This is a genomic window from Nocardia cyriacigeorgica, assembly GCF_005863245.1.
In the GTDB taxonomy this organism is placed as follows: Bacteria; Actinomycetota; Actinomycetes; order Mycobacteriales; family Mycobacteriaceae; genus Nocardia; species Nocardia cyriacigeorgica_C.
On sequence record NZ_VBUT01000008.1, the window covers coordinates 81,937 to 104,619 of the forward strand.

At 68.1% G+C, this 22,683-nt stretch carries 20 protein-coding genes; 12 read left to right on the forward strand and 8 right to left on the reverse strand.

The genetic code is table 11. From position 1 onward, the window contains the following. Positions 1–36 precede the first annotated feature (36 nt). Both FEK34_RS20675 and FEK34_RS20680 read right to left on the reverse strand, forming a co-directional pair. Positions 37–255 carry a DUF397 domain-containing protein gene (locus FEK34_RS20675; RefSeq protein WP_138450091.1) on the reverse strand — a complete coding sequence of 73 codons (219 nt, stop codon included), beginning with the start codon at positions 253–255 and terminating at the stop codon, positions 37–39. After that, positions 252–1,133, reverse strand: a complete 882-nt coding sequence (locus FEK34_RS20680) for a helix-turn-helix domain-containing protein (protein ID WP_138450093.1) — start codon at positions 1,131–1,133, stop codon at positions 252–254. Before FEK34_RS20680 ends, FEK34_RS20675 begins: the two co-directional genes overlap by 4 nt. Positions 1,134–1,299: 166 nt before the next feature. Between FEK34_RS20680 and FEK34_RS20685 the strand changes: the two genes are divergently transcribed. From FEK34_RS20685 to FEK34_RS20710, 6 genes are all read left to right on the forward strand, one after another. Beyond that, positions 1,300–1,539 (forward strand): hypothetical protein, encoded by a 240-nt coding sequence (locus FEK34_RS20685; RefSeq protein WP_249359446.1) that lies wholly within the window; start codon positions 1,300–1,302, stop codon positions 1,537–1,539. Between the two features lie 58 nt (positions 1,540–1,597). Beyond that, the gene (locus FEK34_RS20690; RefSeq protein WP_138450097.1) at positions 1,598–2,026 is read left to right on the forward strand and encodes a DUF4254 domain-containing protein; all 429 of its coding nucleotides are present in this window, start codon (positions 1,598–1,600) and stop codon (positions 2,024–2,026) included. Positions 2,027–2,198: 172 nt separating this feature from the next. Then, positions 2,199–3,449 (forward strand): inorganic phosphate transporter, encoded by a 1,251-nt coding sequence (locus FEK34_RS20695; protein ID WP_249359448.1) that lies wholly within the window; start codon positions 2,199–2,201, stop codon positions 3,447–3,449. A gap of 8 nt (positions 3,450–3,457) precedes the next feature. Next, positions 3,458–3,739 (forward strand): hypothetical protein, encoded by a 282-nt coding sequence (locus tag FEK34_RS20700; RefSeq protein ID WP_138450099.1) that lies wholly within the window; start codon positions 3,458–3,460, stop codon positions 3,737–3,739. An 11-nt stretch (positions 3,740–3,750) separates the two neighbouring features. Further along, the gene (locus FEK34_RS20705; RefSeq protein ID WP_138450101.1) at positions 3,751–4,095 is read left to right on the forward strand and encodes a DUF3349 domain-containing protein; all 345 of its coding nucleotides are present in this window, start codon (positions 3,751–3,753) and stop codon (positions 4,093–4,095) included. A gap of 7 nt (positions 4,096–4,102) precedes the next feature. After that, complete coding sequence (locus FEK34_RS20710) at positions 4,103–4,381, forward strand: DUF3349 domain-containing protein (RefSeq protein ID WP_138450103.1); 279 nt, start codon at positions 4,103–4,105, stop codon at positions 4,379–4,381. Between the two features lie 116 nt (positions 4,382–4,497). Here FEK34_RS20710 and FEK34_RS30915 read toward each other — a convergent pair whose 3' ends face one another. After that, positions 4,498–6,351: an ATP-dependent DNA ligase gene (locus FEK34_RS30915; protein WP_249359450.1), complete on the reverse strand. Its 1,854-nt coding sequence runs from the start codon at positions 6,349–6,351 to the stop codon at positions 4,498–4,500. A 94-nt stretch (positions 6,352–6,445) separates the two neighbouring features. Here FEK34_RS30915 and ramB point away from each other — a divergent pair, with 94 nt between their 5' ends. Beyond that, positions 6,446–7,852, forward strand: coding sequence for an acetate metabolism transcriptional regulator RamB (ramB, locus tag FEK34_RS20725; RefSeq protein ID WP_138450105.1), 1,407 nt, complete (start codon positions 6,446–6,448; stop codon positions 7,850–7,852). Between the two features lie 4 nt (positions 7,853–7,856). Here ramB and FEK34_RS20730 read toward each other — a convergent pair whose 3' ends face one another. The 4 genes from FEK34_RS20730 to FEK34_RS20745 all read right to left on the reverse strand — a co-directional run bounded on the left by FEK34_RS20730 (position 7,857) and on the right by FEK34_RS20745 (position 12,348). Next, entirely contained in the window at positions 7,857–8,825 is a 969-nt protein-coding gene (locus FEK34_RS20730) for a hexose kinase (protein ID WP_138450107.1), read from the reverse strand. 186 nt (positions 8,826–9,011) lie between these two features. Beyond that, complete coding sequence (gene pnuC / locus FEK34_RS20735) at positions 9,012–9,710, reverse strand: nicotinamide riboside transporter PnuC (protein WP_138450109.1); 699 nt, start codon at positions 9,708–9,710, stop codon at positions 9,012–9,014. A 79-nt stretch (positions 9,711–9,789) separates the two neighbouring features. Further along, on the reverse strand, positions 9,790–10,812 hold the full coding sequence (locus tag FEK34_RS20740; RefSeq protein WP_138450111.1) for an XdhC family protein: 1,023 nt from the start codon (positions 10,810–10,812) through the stop codon (positions 9,790–9,792). A 387-nt stretch (positions 10,813–11,199) separates the two neighbouring features. Further along, positions 11,200–12,348, reverse strand: a complete 1,149-nt coding sequence (locus FEK34_RS20745; protein WP_138450113.1) for an alpha/beta hydrolase family protein — start codon at positions 12,346–12,348, stop codon at positions 11,200–11,202. A gap of 775 nt (positions 12,349–13,123) precedes the next feature. On the opposite strand from FEK34_RS20745, the gene aceA reads away from it, so the two are divergent. The 3 genes from aceA (at position 13,124) to metE (ending at position 18,300) form a co-directional block, all read left to right on the forward strand. Then, complete coding sequence (gene aceA / locus FEK34_RS20750) at positions 13,124–14,413, forward strand: isocitrate lyase (RefSeq protein ID WP_138450115.1); 1,290 nt, start codon at positions 13,124–13,126, stop codon at positions 14,411–14,413. A 201-nt stretch (positions 14,414–14,614) separates the two neighbouring features. After that, on the forward strand, positions 14,615–15,487 hold the full coding sequence (locus FEK34_RS20755) for a 3-hydroxybutyryl-CoA dehydrogenase (RefSeq protein WP_130918048.1): 873 nt from the start codon (positions 14,615–14,617) through the stop codon (positions 15,485–15,487). Between the two features lie 473 nt (positions 15,488–15,960). Further along, positions 15,961–18,300 (forward strand): 5-methyltetrahydropteroyltriglutamate--homocysteine S-methyltransferase, encoded by a 2,340-nt coding sequence (gene metE / locus FEK34_RS20760; protein ID WP_138450530.1) that lies wholly within the window; start codon positions 15,961–15,963, stop codon positions 18,298–18,300. Positions 18,301–18,504: 204 nt separating this feature from the next. Here the strand turns inward: metE and FEK34_RS20765 are convergent, their stop codons facing one another. Continuing rightward, positions 18,505–19,062: a TetR/AcrR family transcriptional regulator gene (locus tag FEK34_RS20765; protein WP_138450118.1), complete on the reverse strand. Its 558-nt coding sequence runs from the start codon at positions 19,060–19,062 to the stop codon at positions 18,505–18,507. A gap of 130 nt (positions 19,063–19,192) precedes the next feature. On the opposite strand from FEK34_RS20765, the gene FEK34_RS20770 reads away from it, so the two are divergent. Together FEK34_RS20770 and FEK34_RS20775 are read left to right on the forward strand one after the other, a co-directional pair. Further along, the gene (locus FEK34_RS20770) at positions 19,193–20,500 is read left to right on the forward strand and encodes a phthiocerol/phthiodiolone dimycocerosyl transferase family protein (protein WP_138450120.1); all 1,308 of its coding nucleotides are present in this window, start codon (positions 19,193–19,195) and stop codon (positions 20,498–20,500) included. A 518-nt stretch (positions 20,501–21,018) separates the two neighbouring features. After that, a complete protein-coding gene (locus FEK34_RS20775) occupies positions 21,019–22,647 on the forward strand; it encodes a DEAD/DEAH box helicase (RefSeq protein WP_138450122.1) in 1,629 nt (542 codons plus the stop codon). The last annotated feature ends 36 nt before the right edge of the window (positions 22,648–22,683 follow it).

Consider the following 22,683-nt stretch of genomic DNA (forward strand, 5'->3'; position numbering starts at 1 on the left):
TCTACTCGCGTTTTGCCTCGGCCATGTAGCTCTCGGTCACCGTAAGTGGGGGGTGGACTCGAGGGTGGAGAGGAAGGATGACCAGGCGGTGGGAGTGAAGGTGAGGATGGGTTGGGTGGAGGGGTCGGGGTGTTTGCTGTCGCGGACGAGGGTGGCGTCGGGGGTGAAGGCGACTTCTACACAGGTCTGACTGTCGCCGGAATACGAGGACTTGAACCAGCCCGTGCGGGCGCTGCCCGAGTCGTCAATGCTCACATTGTCGACTCTAGGTGGTCGGCTCGTTCTTCGATCAGGGCCAGGGAGGCGGATCGATCGAGCGCGACGCTGATGGCTCGATCGTGCAGGAACGCCAGATCGCGCACGCGCGTCTCCTTGCGTTCGGCATCGTCGGTGAAAAGCTCACCGAAGACGGCCGATTCGTGCCATGCCGAGGTCGGCAGCCGGGGGCTGTCGAAGTCCAGCAGATGGAAGGTCGACCCACCCATGATGCTCGCGCGCGATGTGAAGGGAATGACCCGGACGTCGAGATTGTCCGGGTGACGGCGGATCGTCTCGGCCAGGTGGCGAAGTTGCCGGCACAGCACCTCGGGGCCGCCGAATTGCTGCATGAGCGCTGCCTCGCCGAGCACCGCCGAGAGCATGACGGGATCGTCGCCGTCGAGCCGTTGCTTGCGCTGGCGCCGCACCGCGACGCGCTGCTCGATTTCGACCGCAGGCACCGTGGCCGTCGCCGAGGCCATCAGGGCGCGGGTGTACTCCTCACTTTGGAGAAGTCCTGGCATCAAGACGCTTTCGAACGTCCGGATCGAGCGGGCGCCCCATTCCAGGCCGTAATACCGCAGCAGTTGTTCGCTGAACAGGGCGGAGTAGCGGGTCCACCAGCCTCGGGTTTTCGCTGCTTCGCGAAGCGCCAGCAGCTCGTCGCGCTCGTCCGCGTCGATCTCCAGAATGTCGAGTAGCTGCTCGAGCTTGCCCTCGGGAAGCAGGTTTCGCTCGTTCTCGATATGCGACCAGTACGCCGCCGAAACGTTGAGGGCCTTTGTGATGAATGAGGCTCCGATGCCGAGGTCGAGTCGGCGTCGTCGCAGTCGCAGCGCCAGTTCCCAGCGTGCGACACCCGGCGACGACGTCATAGCCGCATCGTACCGCTAGTCCGTTCTCCATCCTGATTCGTAGATTGACTTGTATAGTTTAGAAATCTAGAGTGAGTGTCATCACAAACAAGGCGGGGGGCTCGATCGGACCCGCATGGCGGGGAGTGAGGGTTCGATGGCTGTGCATGTCGTGCGCAGGGTGTGGATGGTTGGGGACAGGACGGCGCATCGGGCCCGGGCGGTGGGGGACGGGGCGTGGGTCGTGTCGTATCTGCGGGGCCGGATTCTGAATATCGAGCAGGCGGTGGCGGCGTTGCAGGCGGCCGAACTGGTGACCGATATGGACGAGCTGGCCGCGCGGGTGGGGTTGACGTCGCTGGAGATGTTCGGGCTCGCCGTAGTCGAAGCGCCGTGGGATGCGGTTCCGGCATTCGACGACCGATAACCGCGGGGCTCGCGCAATTCCGAAAACTACTGTCCGGCACCATAAACAAGGGGGAATCGTGTCGATCCTGCCCACCAAGGAAATGCTGCTGCTCGCCTGCCGAACCGCTCCGCGCGAACAGCATCCGATTCTCGGCGCCGCACATCTGCTCGCCGGGCTGCACATCAAGCGCAGGCGCATCGCGCTCGGCGCCACCACCGATATCGACCGGCACCGGGCCCGGCTGGTGCTGGCCGTGGACCGCTGGGTCGCGACCGAACTGCCGATCCCGCACGGCGGTGCGCATATGCACACCGAAACCGTCGGCACCGTCGTCGACCGCCTGGCCATGCTGTCCACCCGCGCCCACGACACCCTGCTGACCGCGCCGCCCTGGCTGATCCACGACGCCTGGGAAAGCCTCGCCGAACTCGCCGTCGGCTACGAAGACCTCGCCTACGAACTCGGCACCGGCCGCCGCAGGCTGCCTCGCCGCGCCGAACCCTGAACAACCGTCGTCCGGCTTTCCGTCGAAAGAAGCGCTACCGGTCGGCGGCTCGGTCACCTCCGGCCGGTCGCGCGCCCCTACCCGAAGTGACGGAATCTTAGATGAACACGACACGGACGCGATTTGGCATCCGTATGAAAATCGTCAAAACGGATACCGCACACTGGACGGCGTGACCGTTGAATTGCTGGTTCTGCTCATCGTCATCGTCACGGCACTCGTATTCGATTTCACCAACGGCTTCCACGACACCGCCAACGCGATGGCCACCTCCATCGCGACCGGTGCGTTGCGGCCGCGGATCGCGGTCGCGTTGTCGGCGGTGCTGAACCTGATCGGTGCGTTCCTGTCGGTAGCGGTCGCGGCGACAGTGGCCAAAGGCATCGTGCAACTCGATGCGGTGTCCGGGCACGAACTGCTGATCATCGTGTTCGCCGGGCTGGTCGGCGGCATCCTGTGGAACCTGCTCACCTGGCTGTTCGGCCTGCCGTCGAGCTCCTCGCACGCCCTGTTCGGCGGTCTCATCGGCGCCACCCTGGCCGCGCTCGGCTGGAGCGGCGTCATCTGGGCCGACGGATCCAATGGCGTGCTCGCCAAAATCGTCATCCCGGCGGTGCTGGCGCCGATCATCGCGGCGATGGTCTCGGCGGCAGGCACCTGGCTGGTGTACCGGATCACCCACGGCGCCGACGAAGGCAAGGTCAACGAGGGGTTCCGCTGGGGTCAGGTCGGATCGGCGTCACTGGTCTCGCTGGCCCACGGCACCAACGACGCGCAGAAAACGATGGGCGTCATCTTCCTCGCGCTGGTCGCGCACGGCAGCCTCACCAAAGACGACGAGATGCCGCTGTGGGTGATGGCGGCCTGTGCCGTCGCGATCGCGGCCGGCACCTACCTCGGCGGCTGGCGCATCATCCGCACCCTGGGCAAAGGCCTGGTGGAAATCGACTCACCGCAGGGACTTGCGGCCGAATCGTCCTCGGCGGCGATCATCCTGACCTCGGCGCACTTCGGGCTGCCGCTGTCCACCACCCAGACCGCCACCGGATCCATCCTCGGCACCGGACTCGGCAAAGGCGCCGAAGTGCGCTGGAGCGTGATGGGCCGCATGGTGGTCGCCTGGCTGCTGACGCTGCCCGCCGCCGGAATCATGGGCGCCATCTGCTGGGCCATCGCGCACTTCATCGGCGGCCTGCCCGGCGTGCTCGTGGTCTTCGCCCTGCTGATCGGCCTGGCCGGCCTGATCTACCTGCGGTCGCGGCGCAACCCGGTCGACACCACCAACGTCAACGAATGGCCCGGTGACGGCCCCGCGAGCAGCGGCGGCGGCACCGGATCGGCGGACACCGGCATCGTCGAGGATGTGCGGCACGGCCGCGCGCCCGGCCCCGACACCGGGCACAACCGTTCGGCCCAGGTCTAGGAGAAGCAGTGCACACTCTCGTCACGAATCTGAGCTCGCTGTGGAAGGTCGTCGCGGCCGGACTGGTGTTCGGCGCCGGCCTGCCGATGATCTTCGCGCTCGGGGTGCGGTTGTGGTCGGCGTCCGAAACCCGCGCCGACGGCAGCGTGGTCCAGCGCAACTACCCGGCACTGGCCGGGGCTCTGGTATGTCTGGGATTGGTGATTGCCGCGGTGGTGGCCGGTGTGCTCTATACGGCGAAGGCGTTCCTCGCCGCCCGGTTCGGCATCCATCTGTTCGGCGAGTCCTGAAGGGCGTGCAGTTGACCGATTCGACCAACCCCATCCAGTCCGACCCGGTGCGGCCGAAACTGCTCGGCCGGATCATCGGCTGGCTGCGCGCCGGCTACCCGCAGGGTGTGCCGCGCTCGGATTACGTCGCGCTGTTCGCCGTGCTGCACCGCCACCTCACCGACTACGAGGTGGCCGCCGTCGCGGAGGAGCTGGCGCGGGAGAACCCGGAACGCGAGATCACCCTCGCCGATATCGAAGAAGCCATCGCGCGCATCGCCATGGAACAGCCCGCCCCGGACGATATCTCGCGGGTGGCCTCGCATCTGGCGGCCGGTGGCTGGCCGCTGGCCGAGCCGCTCACCGAGCCCGATTGATGCCGTCATGCCGCCGTTCCTGAACGCCATCATCGACTGGTTGCGCGCCGGCTATCCCGAGGGTGTCCCGGAGTCGGACTACATTCCGCTGCTGGCCCTGCTGCGCCGCCGCCTCTCCGATGACGAGGTACGCCAGATCGCCACCGAACTGCTGCGCTCCGGGGAGAACCCGGACCGCATCGATCTCCAGGTGCTGATCACCAAGATCACCAATGAGATGCCGTCGGAAACCGACGTGGCCCGCATCCAATCCCGGCTCGATCCGCCGACCTGGCCCGAGCCGTGAGCGAGCTCCTCGCAACCAGGGCGATCAGCTGACGCACGTCCAGTGCTGACGCCCGGGCGCCGGGTGTACCGGCCGATCACAGCGTCCATACCCGCGGCATCTCGCCCCGCGGGCCCTTACGGCAGGAGTGCGCGAACGGTGTCGATGGTGTCGGCCTGTTCCGGCGTCTTGTCCGGCCGGTAGCGCACGACCCGGGCGAAGCGGAGGGCCACGCCGCCCGGATAGCGAGTACTCGTCTGCACGCCGTCGAGCGCGATCTCCACGACGAGCTCCGGCCAGAGGTAGACGGTGTGCTGGTCGCGGGTGCGTTCGTGGCGGGGGAATTCGGCGGTCTGCCAATGCAATAGGGCGTCGGTGAGGCCCTTGAAGGTCTTGCCGACCATCACCGGCTCGCCGGATTCCGGGTCACGGGCGCCGAGATGCAGGTTGGACAGATAACCGGTGCGCCGGCCATAACCCCATTCCGCGCCGAGTACCAGCAGGTCAAGGGTGTGCGTCGGCTTGATCTTCAGCCAGGATCGCCCACGCCGTCCCGCCGCGTAGGGTGCCTCCAGCGATTTGATCATCACGCCTTCGTGCCCCGAGGCCAGTGCGCCGTCGAAGTACTCGGCCGCCGTCTCCGCGTTGGGCCGGATCAGCGCCGGAATGCTGTGCTCTCCGGCCACTTTGGTGAGCGCCGCCCGCCGCTCCAGCAGCGGCTCGTCCAGCAGATCGCGGCCGTCGAGATGCAGGCAATCGAAGAAGTAGGGATGCAGCAGCAGCTCGCGCGTGGAGGTCGGCATCGGCCGCAGCTCCGTCGGGACAGTCGGCTCCGAGCCGCCCGAGCCGGGTGAGCTGCCCGAGCCGCCTGAGCGACTGGAGCCGGCCGAGTCGTCGAAACTGCCTGTGCTGCCGGCGACGCTGGAACCGCGCGAGCTGCTCGATGCGCTGGAGCCGCCCGAGCCGCCTGAGCTGGCCGAGTGGCCCGCGCCAGCCGAGTGGCCCGCGCCGACCGAATGGCCCGAGCCGGCGGATTCATCCGGGCTGCTGGACGCGGCGGACTCACGCTGGCTGATGGAGCCGGCGGAGGTGCCGGATGCACCGGCCGGCGGCGCGGCGGCAACGCCCTGCCCCGGATCAGCGGATGCGAACCGCGCCATCGTCTCCTGGAAAGGCCGCGGCCGCCCGGTGTCGGTGAGGGCGAGGGTTTCGCCGTCCAGGACGACGCTGGTGCAGTTCAGGCCCGCGACCAGCTCGACAAGCTCGGGGACGTTGGCGGTGATGTCGCGCAGGGTGCGGGTGAAGACCCACACCCGGTCGCCGTCGCGGTGCACCTGGATGCGGGCGCCGTCGAGTTTGTGTTCCACGCTGACGTCGCCGTCGAATTCGGCGAGGGCATCGTCGAGCGCGGCGCCGGGGGAGGCGAGCATGGGCTGGATCGGGCGGCCGACTTCCAGCCGGAATTCGCGCAGCGCCGCTTCGCCGCCGGTCAGTGCGGCGATGGCGGTGACCGGCAGTTTTCCCGACAGCATGTAGGCCCGGCGCACCAGCTCGAGCGGGACGTCGGCGGCGCGGGCCACGGCCTCGGTGACCACGGCGGTGAGCGCGCCCTGCCGCAGCTCACCGGTCAGCAGCCGCAGCAGGAAGGCCTGTTCATCGGCGGTCGCGGCGCGCCACAGCTCGCCCAGCAGTTGTTTGCGCCGATTCGCCGAGCCGGGGCCGGAGGTGGCGGCCAGTTCGCCGAGCAGCTCGTCCACCCGGGCCGCGGTGAGGGTTGGTGTGTCGGCGGCGGTCTCGCCGAGGCCGGTGAGGGTGCGCCAGCCGGTGCCGATGCGGCCCTGCCGCAGTTCCCCCGACACCCATGCGACGACGGCGGCGAGCTCGTCGGCCTGCGCCGCGCCCAGCAGCTCCGCGAGGGCGGCGATCTTCGTTTTCCGCGAGCGGGTGGCGCGGACGGTCTCCGACGCTCGCACGACATCGGTGAACAGCACCAGACGACGGTAACCCGACGCTGTGACATATCGCTCGAACCTGCTGCTAATTCTGCTATTGGCAGGTTTGCGAAATCGGCCATAAGCTGGACGCATGGCCAAGACTTACGTCGGGGCGCGGCTTCGTCAGCTGCGGACCGAACGCGGGCTCAGCCAGGTCTCGCTCGCTCAACAACTGGAGATCTCGGCGAGCTATCTGAATCAGATCGAACACGACGTGCGTCCGCTCACCGTCCCGGTGCTGTTGCGGATCAACGAGGTGTTCGGCGTCGATGCCACTTTTTTCTCGTCGCAGGACGACACCCGGCTCATCGCCGAACTGCAAGAAGTGGTGATGGACGCCGAACTCGGTATCGAGGCCGACGCCAAGGAGATCGCCGAAATCGTCTCCGCGCATCCGAGTATGGCGCGCGCGCTGGTGAATATGCACCGCCGCTACCGCAATACCAGCGCGCAGCTGGCGGCCGCCACCGAAGACCGTTTCGCCGACGGCTCCGGCAGCGCCACCATCAGCAAACCGCACGAGGAAGTGCGCGACTACTTCTATCAGCGGCAGAACTACATCCACGAATTGGACACCGCCGCAGAGGAACTCGCCACTCGCATCCGTTTCCACGGCGGCGACGTGAACAGCGAGATCGCGCGCATGCTGCGTGCGCACGGCGTGCGCATCATCGAACGCATCGACCTGGGCGAGGGCGTGCTGCACCGATACGACCCGGAAAGCCTGCGGCTCGAGATCGCGCCGCATCTGTCCGGCGGCCAGCGCACCTTCAAACTCGCCGCCGAGCTCGCCTATTTCGAATGCGGGCCGCTGCTGGAAAGGCTGGTCGACGAAGGCAGTTTCGCTTCCGAGGACGCCAGGAAGCTGGCCATGCTCGGCCTGGCGAACTATTTCGCCGCGGCGACGGTACTTCCGTATACGCATTTCCACGAGGTCGCCGAGGATTTCCGCTACGACATCGAACGGCTCTCGGCGTTCTTCACCCAGAGCTACGAGACGATCTGCCACCGGTTGTCCACCCTGCAACGGCCGGAACTGCGCGGTGTGCCGTTCTCGTTCGTCCGGGTGGATCGTGCGGGCAATATGTCGAAACGCCAGTCCGCCACCGGTTTTCACTTCTCCTCCAGCGGCGGCACCTGCCCGCTCTGGAATGTGTACGAGACCTTCGCCTATCCGGGCAAGATCATGACCCAGATCGCGCAGATGCCCGACGGCCGCAAGTACCTGTGGGTGGCGCGCACCGTCGAGCGCCGTGCCACGGCCTACGGCCAGCCGAGCAAGACCTTCGCCATCGGGCTCGGCTGCGAGCTACGCCATGCCGGACGGGTGGTCTACGCCGACGGGATCGATCTCGGTGAAGCCAAGGCCACCCCGATCGGCGCAGGCTGTCGGGTCTGCGAGCGGGCCAACTGCCCGCAGCGCGCCTTCCCCCCACTGGGCAAGGTGCTCGACATCAGCGAGCACCGCAGCTCGGTTTCCCCGTACGTGCTCAAGTAGCAGGTCAGGCCTGCACGGCTTCGGCGATCGCGCGGCCGTCCGGATCGGCGGTGATCTCCTCGACCCGCACGGTGGGTGCGAGGTGGCTGCGCAGGCGTCGATCGATTTCGCCAGCGACCGGGATGACGACGGCCGCGGCCGAGGTGGCGACGGCGTCGGTGAGGATCGCCGGCCAATCCGGAACCGTCCGGCTCGACAGTGCCGCGATGACGGCCGCGGTCGCCGAATCGCCCGCACCGGTCGGATTGCCCGCGAGCGGTTCGGGCAGCGCGGCCGTCCACGCGCCATCGGCGGTCACCGCGACCATGCCCTCGGCGCCGCGTTTGGCCAGCACCGCGCGCACGCCGTCCGCGATGAGCGGACGCACCGATTCGACGACCTCGGCGGGTGTCTGCGGATCGGAATCGGTGAGCCGTCGTAGTTCACCGCGATTGGGGGTGAGCACCACCCCGGGTATCCGCGCGGCCAGTCGCATCGCCTCACCGTCCAGATCGCAAATGGTCGGCACCCCGTGCTCGAGTGCGCTGCGCGCGATCTGGGCGGGCAGTTCCGGATCGATGCCGCCGGGTAGTGAGCCCGCGATGACCAGTCCGGAGATATCGGGCAGCAGGCCGGCCACCCGCACCGCGAGTTGTTCGGCCGCATGCGGATTGGTGATCCTCGCACCCGGCTCCCATAGTGCGGTGGCGGTGCCGGAACCGGATTCGCTGATCACCACGGTTCTGCGCACCCAGGGCAGCGCGTGCACGAAATCGACCGGCAGTTCCAGTTCGGCCGCGGCGGCGAAGGCGTGGTCGGCGAAACCGGTGGCGCGGGCGTATTTGCCGAGCTGGTTGAGCACCCTGGTGACATTGATTCCCTTGCCCCCTATGCGCTGCTCGACCGATCGCACCCGATGCGCCCGACCCCGTTCGAGTTCTTCGACTCGATAGGTCATGTCGTAGGCGGGATTCATTGTCACGGTGAGGATCACGACCTCAACTGTCCACGCCTGCGCGGTGCGCGCAACCGCTGGGGTGCGATCGGTGCGGGTTTATCAGCCGTCCCGAAGTGCGGCGGCCGACATTTGTGCGATCGCCTGAAATCTGGCGGCAGTGCGTGGGCGCGGCCGGGAGCGCGGGTAATGTCCGCCGACGGAATACGGCCGAATCGAACCGCCTTACGTCGTGAGCGCGGGCGACGGCGGTTGCTCATCGGCCCGGTCCGATGCCGCGCGGCGCAGGGCGCGCACCCAGACCGTGAAGCCCCACGCCACGAATCCCGCGTACACCAGATACAGCACCGCCGACGGGTAGTACCCGGCGCGCAGGAGCAACGGAATGCCGACGATGTCGACGGCGATCCAGATCAACCAGAACTCCGCCCACCCGCGCGCCATCCCGTAGGTGGCCAGCACCGAGCCGGTGAAGATCCACGCCTCCGCCCACGGACCGTAGGAGCCGATCCAAGCGAAGACCTGCGCGAAACCAACCGTGCCGACCGCCATGGCAACGACCAGTAGCCACCGTTCCCGCGCGCTCGCCCAGCGCGGATCCACCCCGCGATGTTCGAGCCCGGTCTCGGTGCGCGCGTAGCGATACCAGCTCCACCAGCCGTAGGCGCTGACCGCGACGAACATCAACTGCCTGCCCGCCTGACCGGCCATGTTCAACTGCTGCGGGGTATTGAACACCCCGCCGACGAACACCGTGAACAGCAGCGCATTGCCCGCGATGCCGATCGGCCACGCCCACACCCGCCGTCGCATGCCACCCAGTGCCGAGGCCATGCCGAAGCCATTCCCGACGATTTCCCGCCATAGGATCTCCGAGCCGGCGATGTGCAGTTTGGCGTCGAGCAGGGCGAGGAACGGATTCACCCTGGGTGTAACCGGGCGCGGCCGTCATCTCATCCAAGCGGACGTGGTTACGGTCGGCGTGAATCGAACTCGCGCGAACTCAGATCGCGCGCTGGGCCAGTGTGCCGACCGATTGCCTGCGTTCACCGCTGCGCCCGGCCGCGCGTCCGGTGCGGGCGGCCAGCAGTTCGGCGGCGATGGCGACAGCGGTTTCGGCCGGGGTGCGGGCACCGATGCTCAGCCCGGCGGGGGAGTGCAGGCGCGACAGCAGGGCGTCGTCGAAACCGCCCGCGCGCAGATCGTCCATGCGGCGGGCATGCACCGAGGGCGAACCGAGTGCGGCCAGATAGCCGACCTCGGGCAGCCGCAGCGCGACGGTGAGCAACGGGATCTCGAATTTCGGATCCTGGGCGACCACGATGATGCCGGTATCGGCGTCGATCTCACCGGCGGCCGAGAGCGTATTGAGGTATCGGTGCGGCCAGTCCACCACCACCTCGGCGCCCGGAAAAGATTCCGGGGTAGCGAAATTGGGCCGGGTATCGCAGATGGTGATTCGATAACCGAGCAGTTGCCCCTGCGTCGACAAAGCCGCGGCGAAGGAATTGGCGCCGAAGATGATCAGCCGCGGCGGCGGGGCGAACGAGGAGACGAAGATATCGGACTGCGGCAGCGAGACCAGTTCGGTGTTGTGCCGTTTGTCGGTGATCAGATGCTGGCCGATCACCTCCGGCTCCGGATTCCACACCACGGTGAAAACGGTGACCCGGCGGTGCGCGGCGATTTCGGCGGCGACCGTCGGGAACTCCGGGAAGTGGTCGCGCGAGAACGGCTCGGTGAATACGTCGATCACGCCGTCGTCGCGGCCGGGATCGAGTGAATTGGTCACGGTGAGCCGGTGCATGCCGCGCTGCCCGGTGCGGGCCGAGGTCGCGGTGGCCTCATAGGCGGCCTCTTCGATACCGCCCGCGGTGATCGAGCCGAAGACACCGCCGTCGGGGTCGACCAGCATGGCCGCCCCCACGGGTAGATCGGTCGCACCATTGGTGCGCACAATGGTCGCCAGTCCGCCGGTCCGGCCCGAGTGCCACACCCGCAACAGGTCGTCGACGATGTCCCGCATCACACAACTCCGATCCACCCATGCGGCGGTCGCGCGGGCGTTCACCGGACGACGCCCGTCGCCGAATCCGGCGCACGTGACGCACACCATATCGTCCCCGGAGTACAAATAGGTGTGCGTGCCGCAATCTTGGGTAGCGCTCGCGTTAACGTCACGCCAAGGCTTGTGGCCGGTCACCAAGAAATGCCGCGCCGGCTGTGAAATGCGAGACATATCAACGGGTTAGCGGCCTGGTCACAGCGCTTTCGCACCATGGAAAGCGCTACGGTGCGGCCGGTGAATTCAAGCCCGAATGATTGATTGGATGAGAGTGGTATTCGCCACACTGCGACCACTGGCGGGAAGTGGCGTGCGCCACAGTGCGGCGGAAACCGGGTTAGCGCCGCGTCAGGCGAAAAGGTCGCGTACGAACGGCAGTGAGTCGGGCAGCGAATCGTTGACGGCGCCGTCGTGGCCGGTCGGATAGGTGTGCAGGGTGACCGGCTCGCCCGCGGCGGCGAGGGTGGCGGCGAAGCGCAGCGTCTGCGGGGTGATGACGTCGGTATCGCGCAGGCCCTGGCCGAGGAACAGCGGCTTGTCGTAGCCGGATTCGGGCAGGCCCATGTAGCCGCGCAGCAGGCCGTGCAGGTTCGGGATCTGGCCGAGCGGGCGGGCGAACAGGTCGCCGACGACGACATTGTTCGCGCTCAGCTCGTCACCGAAGGCGACGATGCAGGCCTGCCGGGCGCGCGCGAGCCAGGCGCGACCGGCGTCGGTCAGATAGGAGTCGATGTCGAGTTCGGGGTAGGTCGTGCGCAGCCCGTTGAGGATGTAGAGCACGTACGCGGTGCTGTGCGAACTCAGTTCGATCGGCGGCATTCCGGGGCCGAGCGGCAGCAGGATGTCCTCGATATAGGCGGGCACGCCGGTGCCGACCGCGCCGCGGTAATCCAGTTCCGGGCCGCCGAACTCGGTGGCATACCGCGCGGTGAACACCGCCGCGCCGCCGCCCTGGGACTGCCCGACTACCACCCACTTGTTCGACAGGGTGTCGAATCGGCGGGTCGCCGCCTTCACCGCGTCGACCACATTGTGGGCCTCGACCACGCCGTTCAGGTACGGATGCTCGCCGGGCCCGCCGAGACCGGCGTAGTCGGCGGCGACGATGGCATAGCCCTGATCCAGCCAGGTGCCCAGGTAGGCCCAGTCCCGCTGCACCGCACCGGGACCGGCGATGCTGTAGGCGCAGTCGTCGCCGAGGCCGACGGTGCCGTGCGCCCACGCGATCACCGGCCAGCCGCCCTCGGGCGCGGGTCCCGGCGGGAAGTAGACCGCGGCGCTGGTCTGCGTGGGGACATCGCCCGCGCCGGTGGACGAGTAGGTGATGCGGACCGAGTTCACCGAACCGGGCAGGGTCGCCGCCGGCGCGAGCGGCTGGACCGAATCGACCACGCCGGTCGTCTGAGTCCGTGCCGGGGCCGCCTGCGCGCTGGGCAGCAACAGTGCCGCTGCGGCGCAGCCGGTGACGATGGCGGCGGTGATCCTGGTGATCCGCATGGTGCTCCTGTCCGGCGCAGTGCGATGTGATGGGCGCACTGCGACTCTTCGCTCGAGCCGTCGGTGTAGCTGGACGCTCGTCCGGGAAACGGCTGCTGTCGAGTCTGCCCGATCGGTCGCCCGCGATCCTGCCCGACTGCCGTCGTCGCAGGTAGTGGATACGCTGGCCCACTCTTTGGCGTCGCCGACCTCCGTCGGTCATCGGCGCAGGTAGTAGCCGGCGGAGGCCGGTCGCTTGGCGTGGTCGATCTCCCGTCGGTCGTCGTCGCAGGTTCCGGTTCGGGTGTGGTTCGGCGCGCCGTGTCACCGCGCGGCGGATGCGGCCGGATGATTCCGGCGAGTGAGACGAGGGTTGCCGGTCTCGGGTCCGGGCGGCTTCGCGTGTCCTCGCGTGACGGGTCGCACAATGACGCGACCGAGAGCTCTGTGAGTGTGCTCACAACCCGGCGCGTCCGCCGCGCGAGGTGCCCCACCACCCTCCGAACCCAAACAGTACGAGCGTTACGCTAAAACCGCATGTCAGCGCTACCCATGAGTAGATTTCACGCTTGCAATTCGCCCGCAAATTTCGCAGAGTTAGCAAACCGTCGGTGAAACCTAGCTGAGATTCACAGTACCAACAGGTAGACGGCTATTTCTGGATGTGCCATCGTGTGGAAGTACACCCCTTGGGCCTAGCAAGCCTGCAAATTGCCGCTCCAGCAGTTCGAGCGAAACCTCCGTCAGCGGAGCACGAACGGCGCGGCACCGACCGAACGAGGAAGTGGAGTCACAGATGTCGACTGTCGGCACCCCGAAGACCGCTGCCGAAATCCAGCAGGATTGGGACACCAACCCCCGCTGGAAGGGCATCACCCGCAACTACACGGCCGAGCAGGTCGTCAAGCTGCAGGGCACCGTCGTCGAGGAGCACACGCTCGCTCGCCGCGGCTCGGAGATCCTCTGGGATCTCGTCAACAACGAGGACTACATCAACTCGCTCGGCGCCCTCACCGGTAACCAGGCCGTGCAGCAGGTCCGCGCCGGCCTGAAGGCCATCTACCTGTCCGGTTGGCAGGTCGCCGGTGACGCGAACCTGTCCGGCCACACCTACCCGGACCAGTCGCTGTACCCGGCCAACTCGGTGCCGCAGGTCGTGCGCCGCATCAACAACGCGCTGCTGCGCGCCGACGAGATCGCCAAGGTCGAGGGCGACACCTCGGTCGAGAACTGGCTCGCCCCGATCGTCGCCGACGGTGAGGCCGGCTTCGGTGGCGCGCTCAACGTCTACGAGCTGCAGAAGGCCATGATCGCGGCCGGTGTCGCCGGTTCGCACTGGGAAGACCAGCTCGCCTCGGAGAAGAAGTGCGGCCACCTCGGTGGCAAGGTGCTGATCCCGACCCAGCAGCACATCCGCACCCTGACCTCGGCCCGCCTGGCCGCCGACGTCGCCGGCGTGCCCACCGTGATCATCGCCCGCACCGACGCCGAGGCGGCCACCCTGATCACCTCCGACGTCGACGAGCGCGACCGCCCGTTCCTGGACGGCACCCGCACCTCCGAAGGCTTCTTCGGTGTGAAGAACGGCATCGAGCCCTGCATCGCGCGTGCCAAGGCCTACGCCCCGTACTCCGACCTCATCTGGATGGAGACCGGTGTGCCGGACCTCGAGGTCGCCAAGCAGTTCGCCGAGGCCGTCAAGGCGGAGTTCCCGGACCAGCTGCTGGCCTACAACTGCTCCCCGTCCTTCAACTGGAAGGCGCACCTGGACGACGCGACCATCGCGAAGTTCCAGAAGGAGCTGGGCGCGATGGGCTTCAAGTTCCAGTTCATCACCCTGGCCGGCTTCCACTCGCTCAACTACGGCATGTTCGACCTGGCCCACGGCTACGCTCGCGAGGGCATGACCGCCTTCGTCGACCTGCAGGAGCGCGAGTTCAAGGCTGCCGCCGAGCGTGGCTTCACCGCCATCAAGCACCAGCGTGAGGTCGGTGCCGGCTACTTCGACAGCATCGCCACCACCGTCGACCCCAACACCTCGACGGCCGCCCTGAAGGGCTCCACCGAAGAGGGTCAGTTCCACTGATCGGTCTCTGATGGCGCCACCCCCGGGTGGCGCCATGAGGCCAACTCCATAGCGAGTCCTCTACCCCGGTAGGGGTGTACCGCCCTCCCGCCCGAACAGCCCCGGGCGGGAGGGCATCCCTATAACTTGATCAACCGAAGGTGCCGGTCACCACCGGGCGCCGACAACCCCGACAGCCAAGACCTACCCCAGGAGCTGGACGTGAGCAGCGAAAAGATTCAACGTGTCGGTGTCATCGGCGCCGGACAGATGGGTGCCGGAATCGCGGAGGTGTGTGCGCGCGCGCACGTCGACGTGCTGGTCTACGAGCAGACCCGGGAGCTGGCCGCCGCCGGTCGCGCGCGCATCCTGCGCTCGCTGGATCGCGGTGTGAGCAGCGGCAAGATCACCGAGCGCGAACGCGAGCAGGCCGCCTGGCGGCTGCGTTTCACCTCCGACCTGGGCGATTTCGCCGATCGCCAGCTGGTCGTCGAGGCCGTGCTCGAGGACGAGAAGGTCAAGACCGCCATCTTCTCCGAGCTGGACAAGGTCGTCACCGACCCGGCCGCCGTGCTGGCCTCCAACACCTCCTCCATCCCGATCATGAAGATCGCGGTCGCCACCAACAACCCCGAGCGGGTCGTCGGCATGCACTTCTTCAACCCGGTGCCGGTGCTTCCCCTGGTCGAGCTGGTCACCACGCTCAAGACCAGCGAGTCGGTGTCCGCGCGCGCCGAGGCCTTCGCCGGTGAGGTGCTGGGCAAGCAGGTCGTGCGTTCGGCCGACCGCTCCGGTTTCGTGGTCAACGCGCTGCTGGTGCCGTACCTGCTCTCGGCCATCCGCATGGTCGAATCCGGCTTCGCCACCAAGGAAGACGTCGACAAGGCCATGGTGCTCGGCTGCGCCCACCCGATGGGCCCGCTGGCGCTGACCGACCTCGTCGGCCTCGACACCGTCAAGTCCATCGCCGACTCGATGTACGCCGAATTCAAGGAGCCGCTGTACTCGGCGCCGCCGCTGCTCATGCGCATGGTGGAGGCCGGGCTGCTGGGCAAGAAGACCGGCGCCGGCTTCTACCAGTACAACAGCAAGTAAGAGGGCAAAATCGGCGCGCGCCCTCCGGGATTGTGCCGGCGGCGGAGAGCTGATTCCGCCTTCCTGGATTTTTCGGGTGGCGGACGGCAATCGACGGCGGGTATCCCTGCCGGCGGTGCCGGTCCGCTGGTCCGCCGCTCCGCGTTTTGCGGGCGGCTGAGTGCCGTTAACAGTTCGGCACCCGTGCCGGCCGGTGGGTGCATAAGCGATTCTGGGCGTACCCGGCGAGTTACCCGGCCCTCGCGAGATCAGTTGTCTCGTGTGGGGCTCGCCGGGGCGTCTGACCGAGCTCGCGGCGGCGAGCATGTTGATCCAGAGATCTACTTCGCCGGGTATCCGGCAGGTGCCGGTGCTGCCGGGCATAAGCTGCATGATGGCTGCCCGTTGGACCGGGCGACGCCGAGCGCAGCGTTCTTCGGCATCCATCTCGGCAGGTGGAAGCCGATCAGGTGATCGAAAGGGAGTTCCCGCTCATGGTCAACGTCACCGATGGTTTCGGGTCGAGCGTCCTCGGATATCCGCGGATCGGGCCGCACCGGGAACTCAAGCGCGCGCTCGAGGCGTACTGGCACGGCGGCATCACCCGTGACGAGCTGCTCGAGGTCGGCCGCGATATCCAGGAGCGTCAGTTCGATGAGCTGGCCGCCACCGGGTTGACCCAGGTTCCTGGCAACACCTTCTCCTTCTACGACCACATCCTCGACAACGCGCTGCTGTTCGGTGCGGTGCCCGCCCGGTTCCGGGACCTGCAGGAGGGGATGGATCCGCTCGACTTCTACTTCCTGATGGCGCGGGGCCGCCCCGATCTGCCGCCGCTGGAATTGGTGCGGTTCTTCGGCACCAACTACCACTACCGGCAGCCCGAGCTGGACGAGAACACCGAGTTCTCGCTGCACCCCGAGGCGCTGCTGGACGAATGGGATCGCGCCATGGCGCGCGGCATCGAGCTGCGGCCGGTGGTGCTCGGCCCGCTGTCGCTGCTGCTGCTGTCCAAGGCCGGGCACATCCCCGGTGAGTCCGGCGGCTTCGACACCCTGTCACTGCTGGACAAGCTGCTGCCGGTGTACGAGCAGCTGTTCGAGATCCTGGCCAAGCGCGGATCCACCTGCGTGCAGCTGGACGAGCCGTGCTTCACCAGCGAGCGGTCCGAGGCCGAGCTGGCCGCCTTCGAACGGGCCTACGAGCGGCTGACGAAGGCCCCGCTGCGCCCGCGCATCCTGGTCACCGGCCAGTACGGCGATTTCGGTGAGGCCCTGACCATTCTGGCCCGTTCCAATGTCGAGGCCATCGGACTGGACCTGGCCTCCTACCGGATGCGTCCGGAGGACCTGGCCAAGATCCCCGGCATCCGGCGCAAGCGCCTGTACGCGGGCGTGATCAGCGGCCAGAACGTCTGGCGCGCCGACCGTTACGTCACCCTGGAATACCTCAACGAGCTGGCCAAGGTCTGCCCCGACCTGGTGGTCTCCACCGGAACCACGCTGCTGCACGTGCCCTACGACGTGCTCGCCGAATACGACATCGAGGGCAATGTCGCCGACCGGCTCGCCTTCGCGAAACAGAAGGTGGGCGAGGTCGTTTCGCTGGCCAAGGCGCTCACCGAGGGCCCGTCGGACAAGTGGCGCAAGCGCCCGACCGAGGTGCATTTCAAGCAGAAGCACGCCGTGCGCCAGCGGGTGTACGCGATCACCCCGGAGATGCGTGAGCGCGAGCCGTACGCCGAGCGCCGCGCCGCCCAGCAGGCGAAGCTGAACCTGCCGCTGGTGCCCGCGACCACGCTCGGCTCCTTCCCGCAGACCGCCAAGATCCGCCAGGCCCGCTACGACCTGGGCGAGGGCCGGCTGTCCTACGACGAATACCGCAAGCGGATCGAAGCCGAGATCGAGGCGACCATCCGGTTGCAGGAAGACATCGGCCTCGATGTGCTCGTGCACGGTGAGCACGAGCGCAACGACATGATCCAGTACTTCGCCGAACTGCTCGACGGCTTCGCCACCACGCATTTCGGCTGGGTGCAGGTCTACGGTTCGCGGTGTGTGCGGCCGCCGATCATCTACGGCGACGTCTCCCGTCCGGCGCCGATGTCGGTGGACTGGATCAGCTACGCGCAGTCGCTGACCGACAAGCCGGTCAAGGGCATGGTCACCGGTCCGGTCACCATGATCGCGCGCTCGTTCGTGCGTCAGGACCAGCCGCTGTACGAGACCGCCGACCAGGTGGCGCTGGCGATCCGCGACGAGGTGGTGGATCTGGAGAAGGCGGGTATCTCGATCATCCAGGTCGACGAGCCCGCCATCCGGGAACTACTGCCGCCGCGGCCGGAGGGCCGCAAGGAGTACCTGCGCTGGGCCGTCGGTGCGTTCCGGCTGGCTACCTCGGGCGTCAAGCCGGAGACCCAGATCCACACGCACATCGGCTATTCCGGCCGCGCCGAAGTGGTGGAGGCGATCGAACAGCTCGACGCCGACGTCACCGCGATCGTGGCCACCCGCTCCATCGAATGGGTGCTCAAGGCGCTCAAGGAGGATTGCGCCTCCGGCCAGGGTCTCAGCCACGGTGTCGGTCCCGGTGTGTACGAAAGCCGTTCGGCGCGCATCCCCGATATCGACGAGCTGGACGAATTGCTCACTGCCGCAGCCGAAGCCGTCACGCCGGAACGGTTGTGGGCGAATCCGGACGGTGGGTTGAAGACCAGGCACTACTGGCAGTTGGAGCCGTCGCTGCGGAATATGGTCGCGGCGGCGCGCCGGGTGCGGCGGCGCGCCGAGGCGGCTGCCGCGGCGGAAGCCGAAGCCGCCGCCGAAGACGAATAGATCGAATCCGCAAGGGCCGTCTCCCTGTTTCGCCGGGGAGACGGCCTTTGTCGTGCTGCTAGCGCTCGCGGATGGGCTGTCGACGGCGATTGCCGGGCGCGATCGCGAGTAGTCGCGCGGACGAAGGCCGCGAGCCGAACCGCCGGAGGCTGCGACCTATCGTGGCGCAGGCCGCGAGCGCTACCGGTGCGCAGGCCGCGAGCCCTACCGCGGCGGGGCCGCGAGCCGATCGGTCAGGGCGCGCAGCCCCGCGGTGAGCTGCTCGGGGGCGGGAACGCCGTCCGGATCGATCACCCACTGCACGAGCAGGCCACAGATCAGGGTGTGCAGTACCGCGCCGACCGCGTCATCGGTGTCGGCCTGCCCGAACTGTGCGAGCGCGTGTCGGGCCCGGTCCTGTGCCGCGCTGATCTCGGCCCGCAACTCGGTCGAATGCAGGGCCTGGGCAAGGCTTTCCATATTGGCCGACCACAGGCCAGGATTCTGGCGGAACGAGCCGATCAGGGCGTCGAGGAAGGCATCCAGCCGTGCGGTTCCGTCGTCGGGATCGTCGGGCAGCGAGTCGAGAATCTGGTGCACCGCCGCACCGCTCGACTCCATCATCGCCTGGTTGAGCAGGGCGTCGCGGGTGCCGAAGTGGTAGTTGATGGCGGCCAGATTGGTGCCGGAGGCGGCGACGATATCGCGCACTGTGGTGCGCGCGTAGCCGCGTTCGGCCAGGCATGTCTTGGCCGCTTCGAGTAGATCCTCGCGAGTTCCCACCCCGGAACCATAGCAAGTCGGCTGACGAGTGTTTGTGACGTCTGATTCAAACAAATGTCTGTGACAAACGTTTGAAACGTCTGTATGTTCGCTGGTGCAGGCAGAACCGACACGTGGAAACGAGATTCCGATGACCGAACAACGTCCGCTCTCCCCCTTCGAGAGCGCCTACTTCACCCCCGGCGCCCGCGTCGGCAGCGTCCGCACCAGCGGCATGCCCCTCTACATCGGCTCCACCGTGCGCGGCCGCGTGGACGAAGGGCTCCTGCGCAAGGCGTTGGACGAGATCGTCGCGGCGCATCCGCTGCTGCGCAGTCGGGTAGTCGATGCGGCAGGCGGCAGACACTTCGTCGTCGACGATGCCTGGCGTCCCCGGCTGGAGGTATCCCACGGCGCCGAGGCCGAGTACTTCCGGCTGGTGAACACTCCGGTGGACTGGTCGAGCGGATTGTTGCGCGCCCATCTTCTCCGCGACGGCGAGCGCGCGCAGCTCGTGCTGGCCATTCATCACGGAATCGCCGACGGCAGATCGGCTTTCGCGCTGCTGGATCAGCTGTGGCGGCACTACACCGCGCATGCGACGGGCGCGCCGATCCCGGGCGCGACGACCGATCAGCGGATTCCCGAGGCGCTGGACGAGCGCCTGGCCGAGACGGTGGACGAGGCCGCCGTATCAGGGTGGGTGGCGCAAGTCCGGGCACAGGTCGCCGCCGCCGTACCCGGCTCCGCGCCGGCCGCGTTGCGGTACGACGGAAATGCCGACCCCGGTGGCCGATTCGCGATGGTGCGCATCGAATCGACCGCGGGCGAGACCGCCGCGCTCATCGCCGCGGCCCGCGCGCACGGCATCTCGGTCAACAGTCTCTTCACCGGTGCCGCACTGGTCGCGGTGCGCGAGCAGTTCGACACCACGGGTCCGCTGCTGCTGAACTGCGGGCACGCGGCCGATATGCGATCCAGGGTGAGTCCACCGATGGCCGACAGCGTGCTGGTCAACTTCGCCTCCGGCATCGGGACGCCGGTAATCGTGGACGACGACGCCAGTCCCGTCGAGCTGAGCCTGCGGGTCGACGCCGGTGTCCGTGACGCCCTCGAACGACGGGAAGCGGCCATGGTGCTGCTGGCCGCGCGCCATGTCGGTGACGATCCGGTCATGGCCGCGGTGCTGTCGGCTCCGCCGAGCTTCACCATCTCCAATATCGGCCGCCTGCCCGCACATTCGCTGCCGAGCGAGCTCGGCTTCGTCCGCGATGACATCTTCGCCATGGCGCCGGACATAGCGCCCAAGCTGACCGTTTTCACCGTCGGCGACCGGATGACCGTGCAGGTCGAATTCGATACCGCGCTCTACAGCCGCGCGCGGCAGGAAAAGCTTCGCCACGCGCTGGCGGCGACGCTGCGCGGAATCACCGTCGCGGTGCGGGCCGGTCTGGGGTGAGGTGGGCTGCCGGGTGCCGTCCGGGAATGCTCGTGGACGGCGCTCCTGGACGACCTATTGCCCGACCGGTGAAGTGCGCCGGATCGCCGACCCCGGCGCGGTGCCCGGCCACACTGTTTTCGGACGTCGGCGGTCAGTGGCCGGGATCGTCCACGTGCTCCTGTGAGTGGGGCGGCCGGATCGAGGTCCGCGCGGCATTTGACGGTCGACCGACGGCGGCGGGTGTGACGTAGCTCCCAGTCGCGGCTGGACCGCCGAGATCACGGCCGTGACCAGTGATCTGGCGGCCGAGCGGGTGGGCGGGTCGGCCGCGCGGTGTCGGACCGGACCGGAGACGGCGCGGATGCGGTAGGGTTGCGGAGGTTCCGTGCGCTGATCGTTCGCGCAGGTTCCCAACTCCGTCGTGGATGTTTACCTTTCGCGCCGGTCATCGCGGCGCTGCCACCATCGGGTGAGGATTCGAGTCCTGCGCGACGCTGCGGTCTCGCTCCGATGCCGGAAAGGCACCTGTTATCTCCATGTCTGACAACGCTTCTGCCGCCGTGTCCGCGGCTGCCCCCGTCGCGCCGTTCACCGAATTCGGTGTGCGCGCCGCGCTGATCGATGCGATGAACGCCGCCGGTATCACCGGCGCCTTCCCGATCCAGGCCGCCACCCTGCCCGACACCATGGCCGGGCGCGATGTGCTCGCCCGCGGTAAGACCGGCAGCGGCAAGACCCTCGCGTTCAGCATTCCCATGGTCGAGCGGCTCGCCGGCGCGACCAGCAGGCCCGGCCATCCCGCCGGGCTGATCCTCGCGCCGACCCGCGAGCTCGCCACCCAGATCGCGGCCACCGTCGAGATGCTCGCCCGGCCCTGCGGGCTGCGCGTCGTCACCATCTTCGGTGGCGTGCCGGTCAACCGGCAGACCCGTGACCTGCGTGCGGGCGCCGATATCGTGGTCGCCTGCCCGGGACGTCTCGAGGATCTGATGCGTCAGGGCGTCGTCTCGCTCGACGCCGTGAAGATCGCCATCCTGGACGAGGCCGACCACATGGCCGACCTCGGCTTCCTGCCCGCCGTCACCCGCATCCTCACGGCCACCCCCGCGGGCGGCCAGCGGCTGCTGTTCTCGGCCACCCTCGACAACGAGGTGGACCGGCTGGTCAAGCGGTTCCTGCGGGAGCCGGTGACGCACTCGGTCGATACCGCCGCGAGCCCGGTGCCGACCATGACCCACCACGTGTTCGAGGTGGCGGGCGCCGACGCCAAGAAGGACCTGGTGCGCGCGCTGGCCTCCGGCACCGGCCGCCGCATCCTGTTCATGCGGACCAAACACCATGCCCGCCGGCTCGCCAAGCAGCTCACCGACTCCGGTATTCCGGCCGCCGACCTGCACGGCAACCTCTCCCAGGCGGCCCGCGACCGTAACCTCAGCGCGTTCGCCGACGGTTCGACGCGGGTGCTGGTCGCCACCGATATCGCCGCGCGCGGTGTGCACGTCGACGACGTCGAACTGGTTGTGCACGTCGACCCGCCCGCCGAACACAAGGCCTACCTGCACCGCTCCGGGCGCACCGCGCGTGCGGGCGGCTCCGGTGACGTCGTCACCGTGGTGCTGCCCGAGCAGCGCAAGGATGTCGCGGTGCTGCTGCGCAAGGCCGGCATCACCGCAAGCCCGCAGCGCGCACATGCGAGCTCGCCGGCCGTCACCGCCCTGATCGGCGCGGTGGCCGCACCCGAGCATCGCGCGCCGAGCCCGCGCCAGGACGAGCGGGGGACGCGCGGCTTCCGTCGTAATGCCGAGCCGGCGCAGTCCGCCGGTCGCGGCGGTTCGCGGCGTAACCGCCCGGCGGCGGGCCGGGCGGCCACCGAACACCGGGTCGACGGCCGCCGCGGTGGTGAGCACGGCGACCGCAACGGACGGCAGGGCGAGCGCCGCGGCGCCCGTGCGACCGATGCCCGCCACAGCGACGGTCAGGGCCGTACCCGTCAGCCCGCCCGTCGCGGCGACCAGGCCGGTCGATCCGATCGGTCCGGCGCTCCGCACGGGTCGAACGCGCGCGGCCACAAGGCCGACACTCCCCGTCGGTTCGAGGACTCGGCACCGGCCGGGTCGGGCAGTCGTCAGCGCCGCCCGCGCCGGGCTACCCGCGCGGCGGGCTGAGCCGAAAAGCCACAGCCGGCGGCAGCCGGTCCGAAC

Excerpts from the sequence above, each read along its gene's own strand:
- FEK34_RS20680 (WP_138450093.1), bottom strand. The coding sequence starts at position 1,133 with ATGACGTCGTCGCCGGGTGTCGCACGCTGGGAACTGGCGCTGCGACTG.
- FEK34_RS20685 (WP_249359446.1), top strand. The coding sequence starts at position 1,300 with ATGGTTGGGGACAGGACGGCGCATCGGGCCCGGGCGGTGGGGGACGGG.
- FEK34_RS20710 (WP_138450103.1), top strand. The coding sequence starts at position 4,103 with ATGCCGCCGTTCCTGAACGCCATCATCGACTGGTTGCGCGCCGGCTAT.
- ramB (WP_138450105.1), top strand. The coding sequence starts at position 6,446 with ATGGCCAAGACTTACGTCGGGGCGCGGCTTCGTCAGCTGCGGACCGAA.
- FEK34_RS20740 (WP_138450111.1), bottom strand. The coding sequence starts at position 10,812 with ATGCGGGACATCGTCGACGACCTGTTGCGGGTGTGGCACTCGGGCCGG.
- FEK34_RS20745 (WP_138450113.1), bottom strand. The coding sequence starts at position 12,348 with ATGCGGATCACCAGGATCACCGCCGCCATCGTCACCGGCTGCGCCGCA.
- aceA (WP_138450115.1), top strand. The coding sequence starts at position 13,124 with ATGTCGACTGTCGGCACCCCGAAGACCGCTGCCGAAATCCAGCAGGAT.
- metE (WP_138450530.1), top strand. The coding sequence starts at position 15,961 with ATGGTCAACGTCACCGATGGTTTCGGGTCGAGCGTCCTCGGATATCCG.
- FEK34_RS20770 (WP_138450120.1), top strand. The coding sequence starts at position 19,193 with ATGACCGAACAACGTCCGCTCTCCCCCTTCGAGAGCGCCTACTTCACC.
- FEK34_RS20775 (WP_138450122.1), top strand. The coding sequence starts at position 21,019 with ATGTCTGACAACGCTTCTGCCGCCGTGTCCGCGGCTGCCCCCGTCGCG.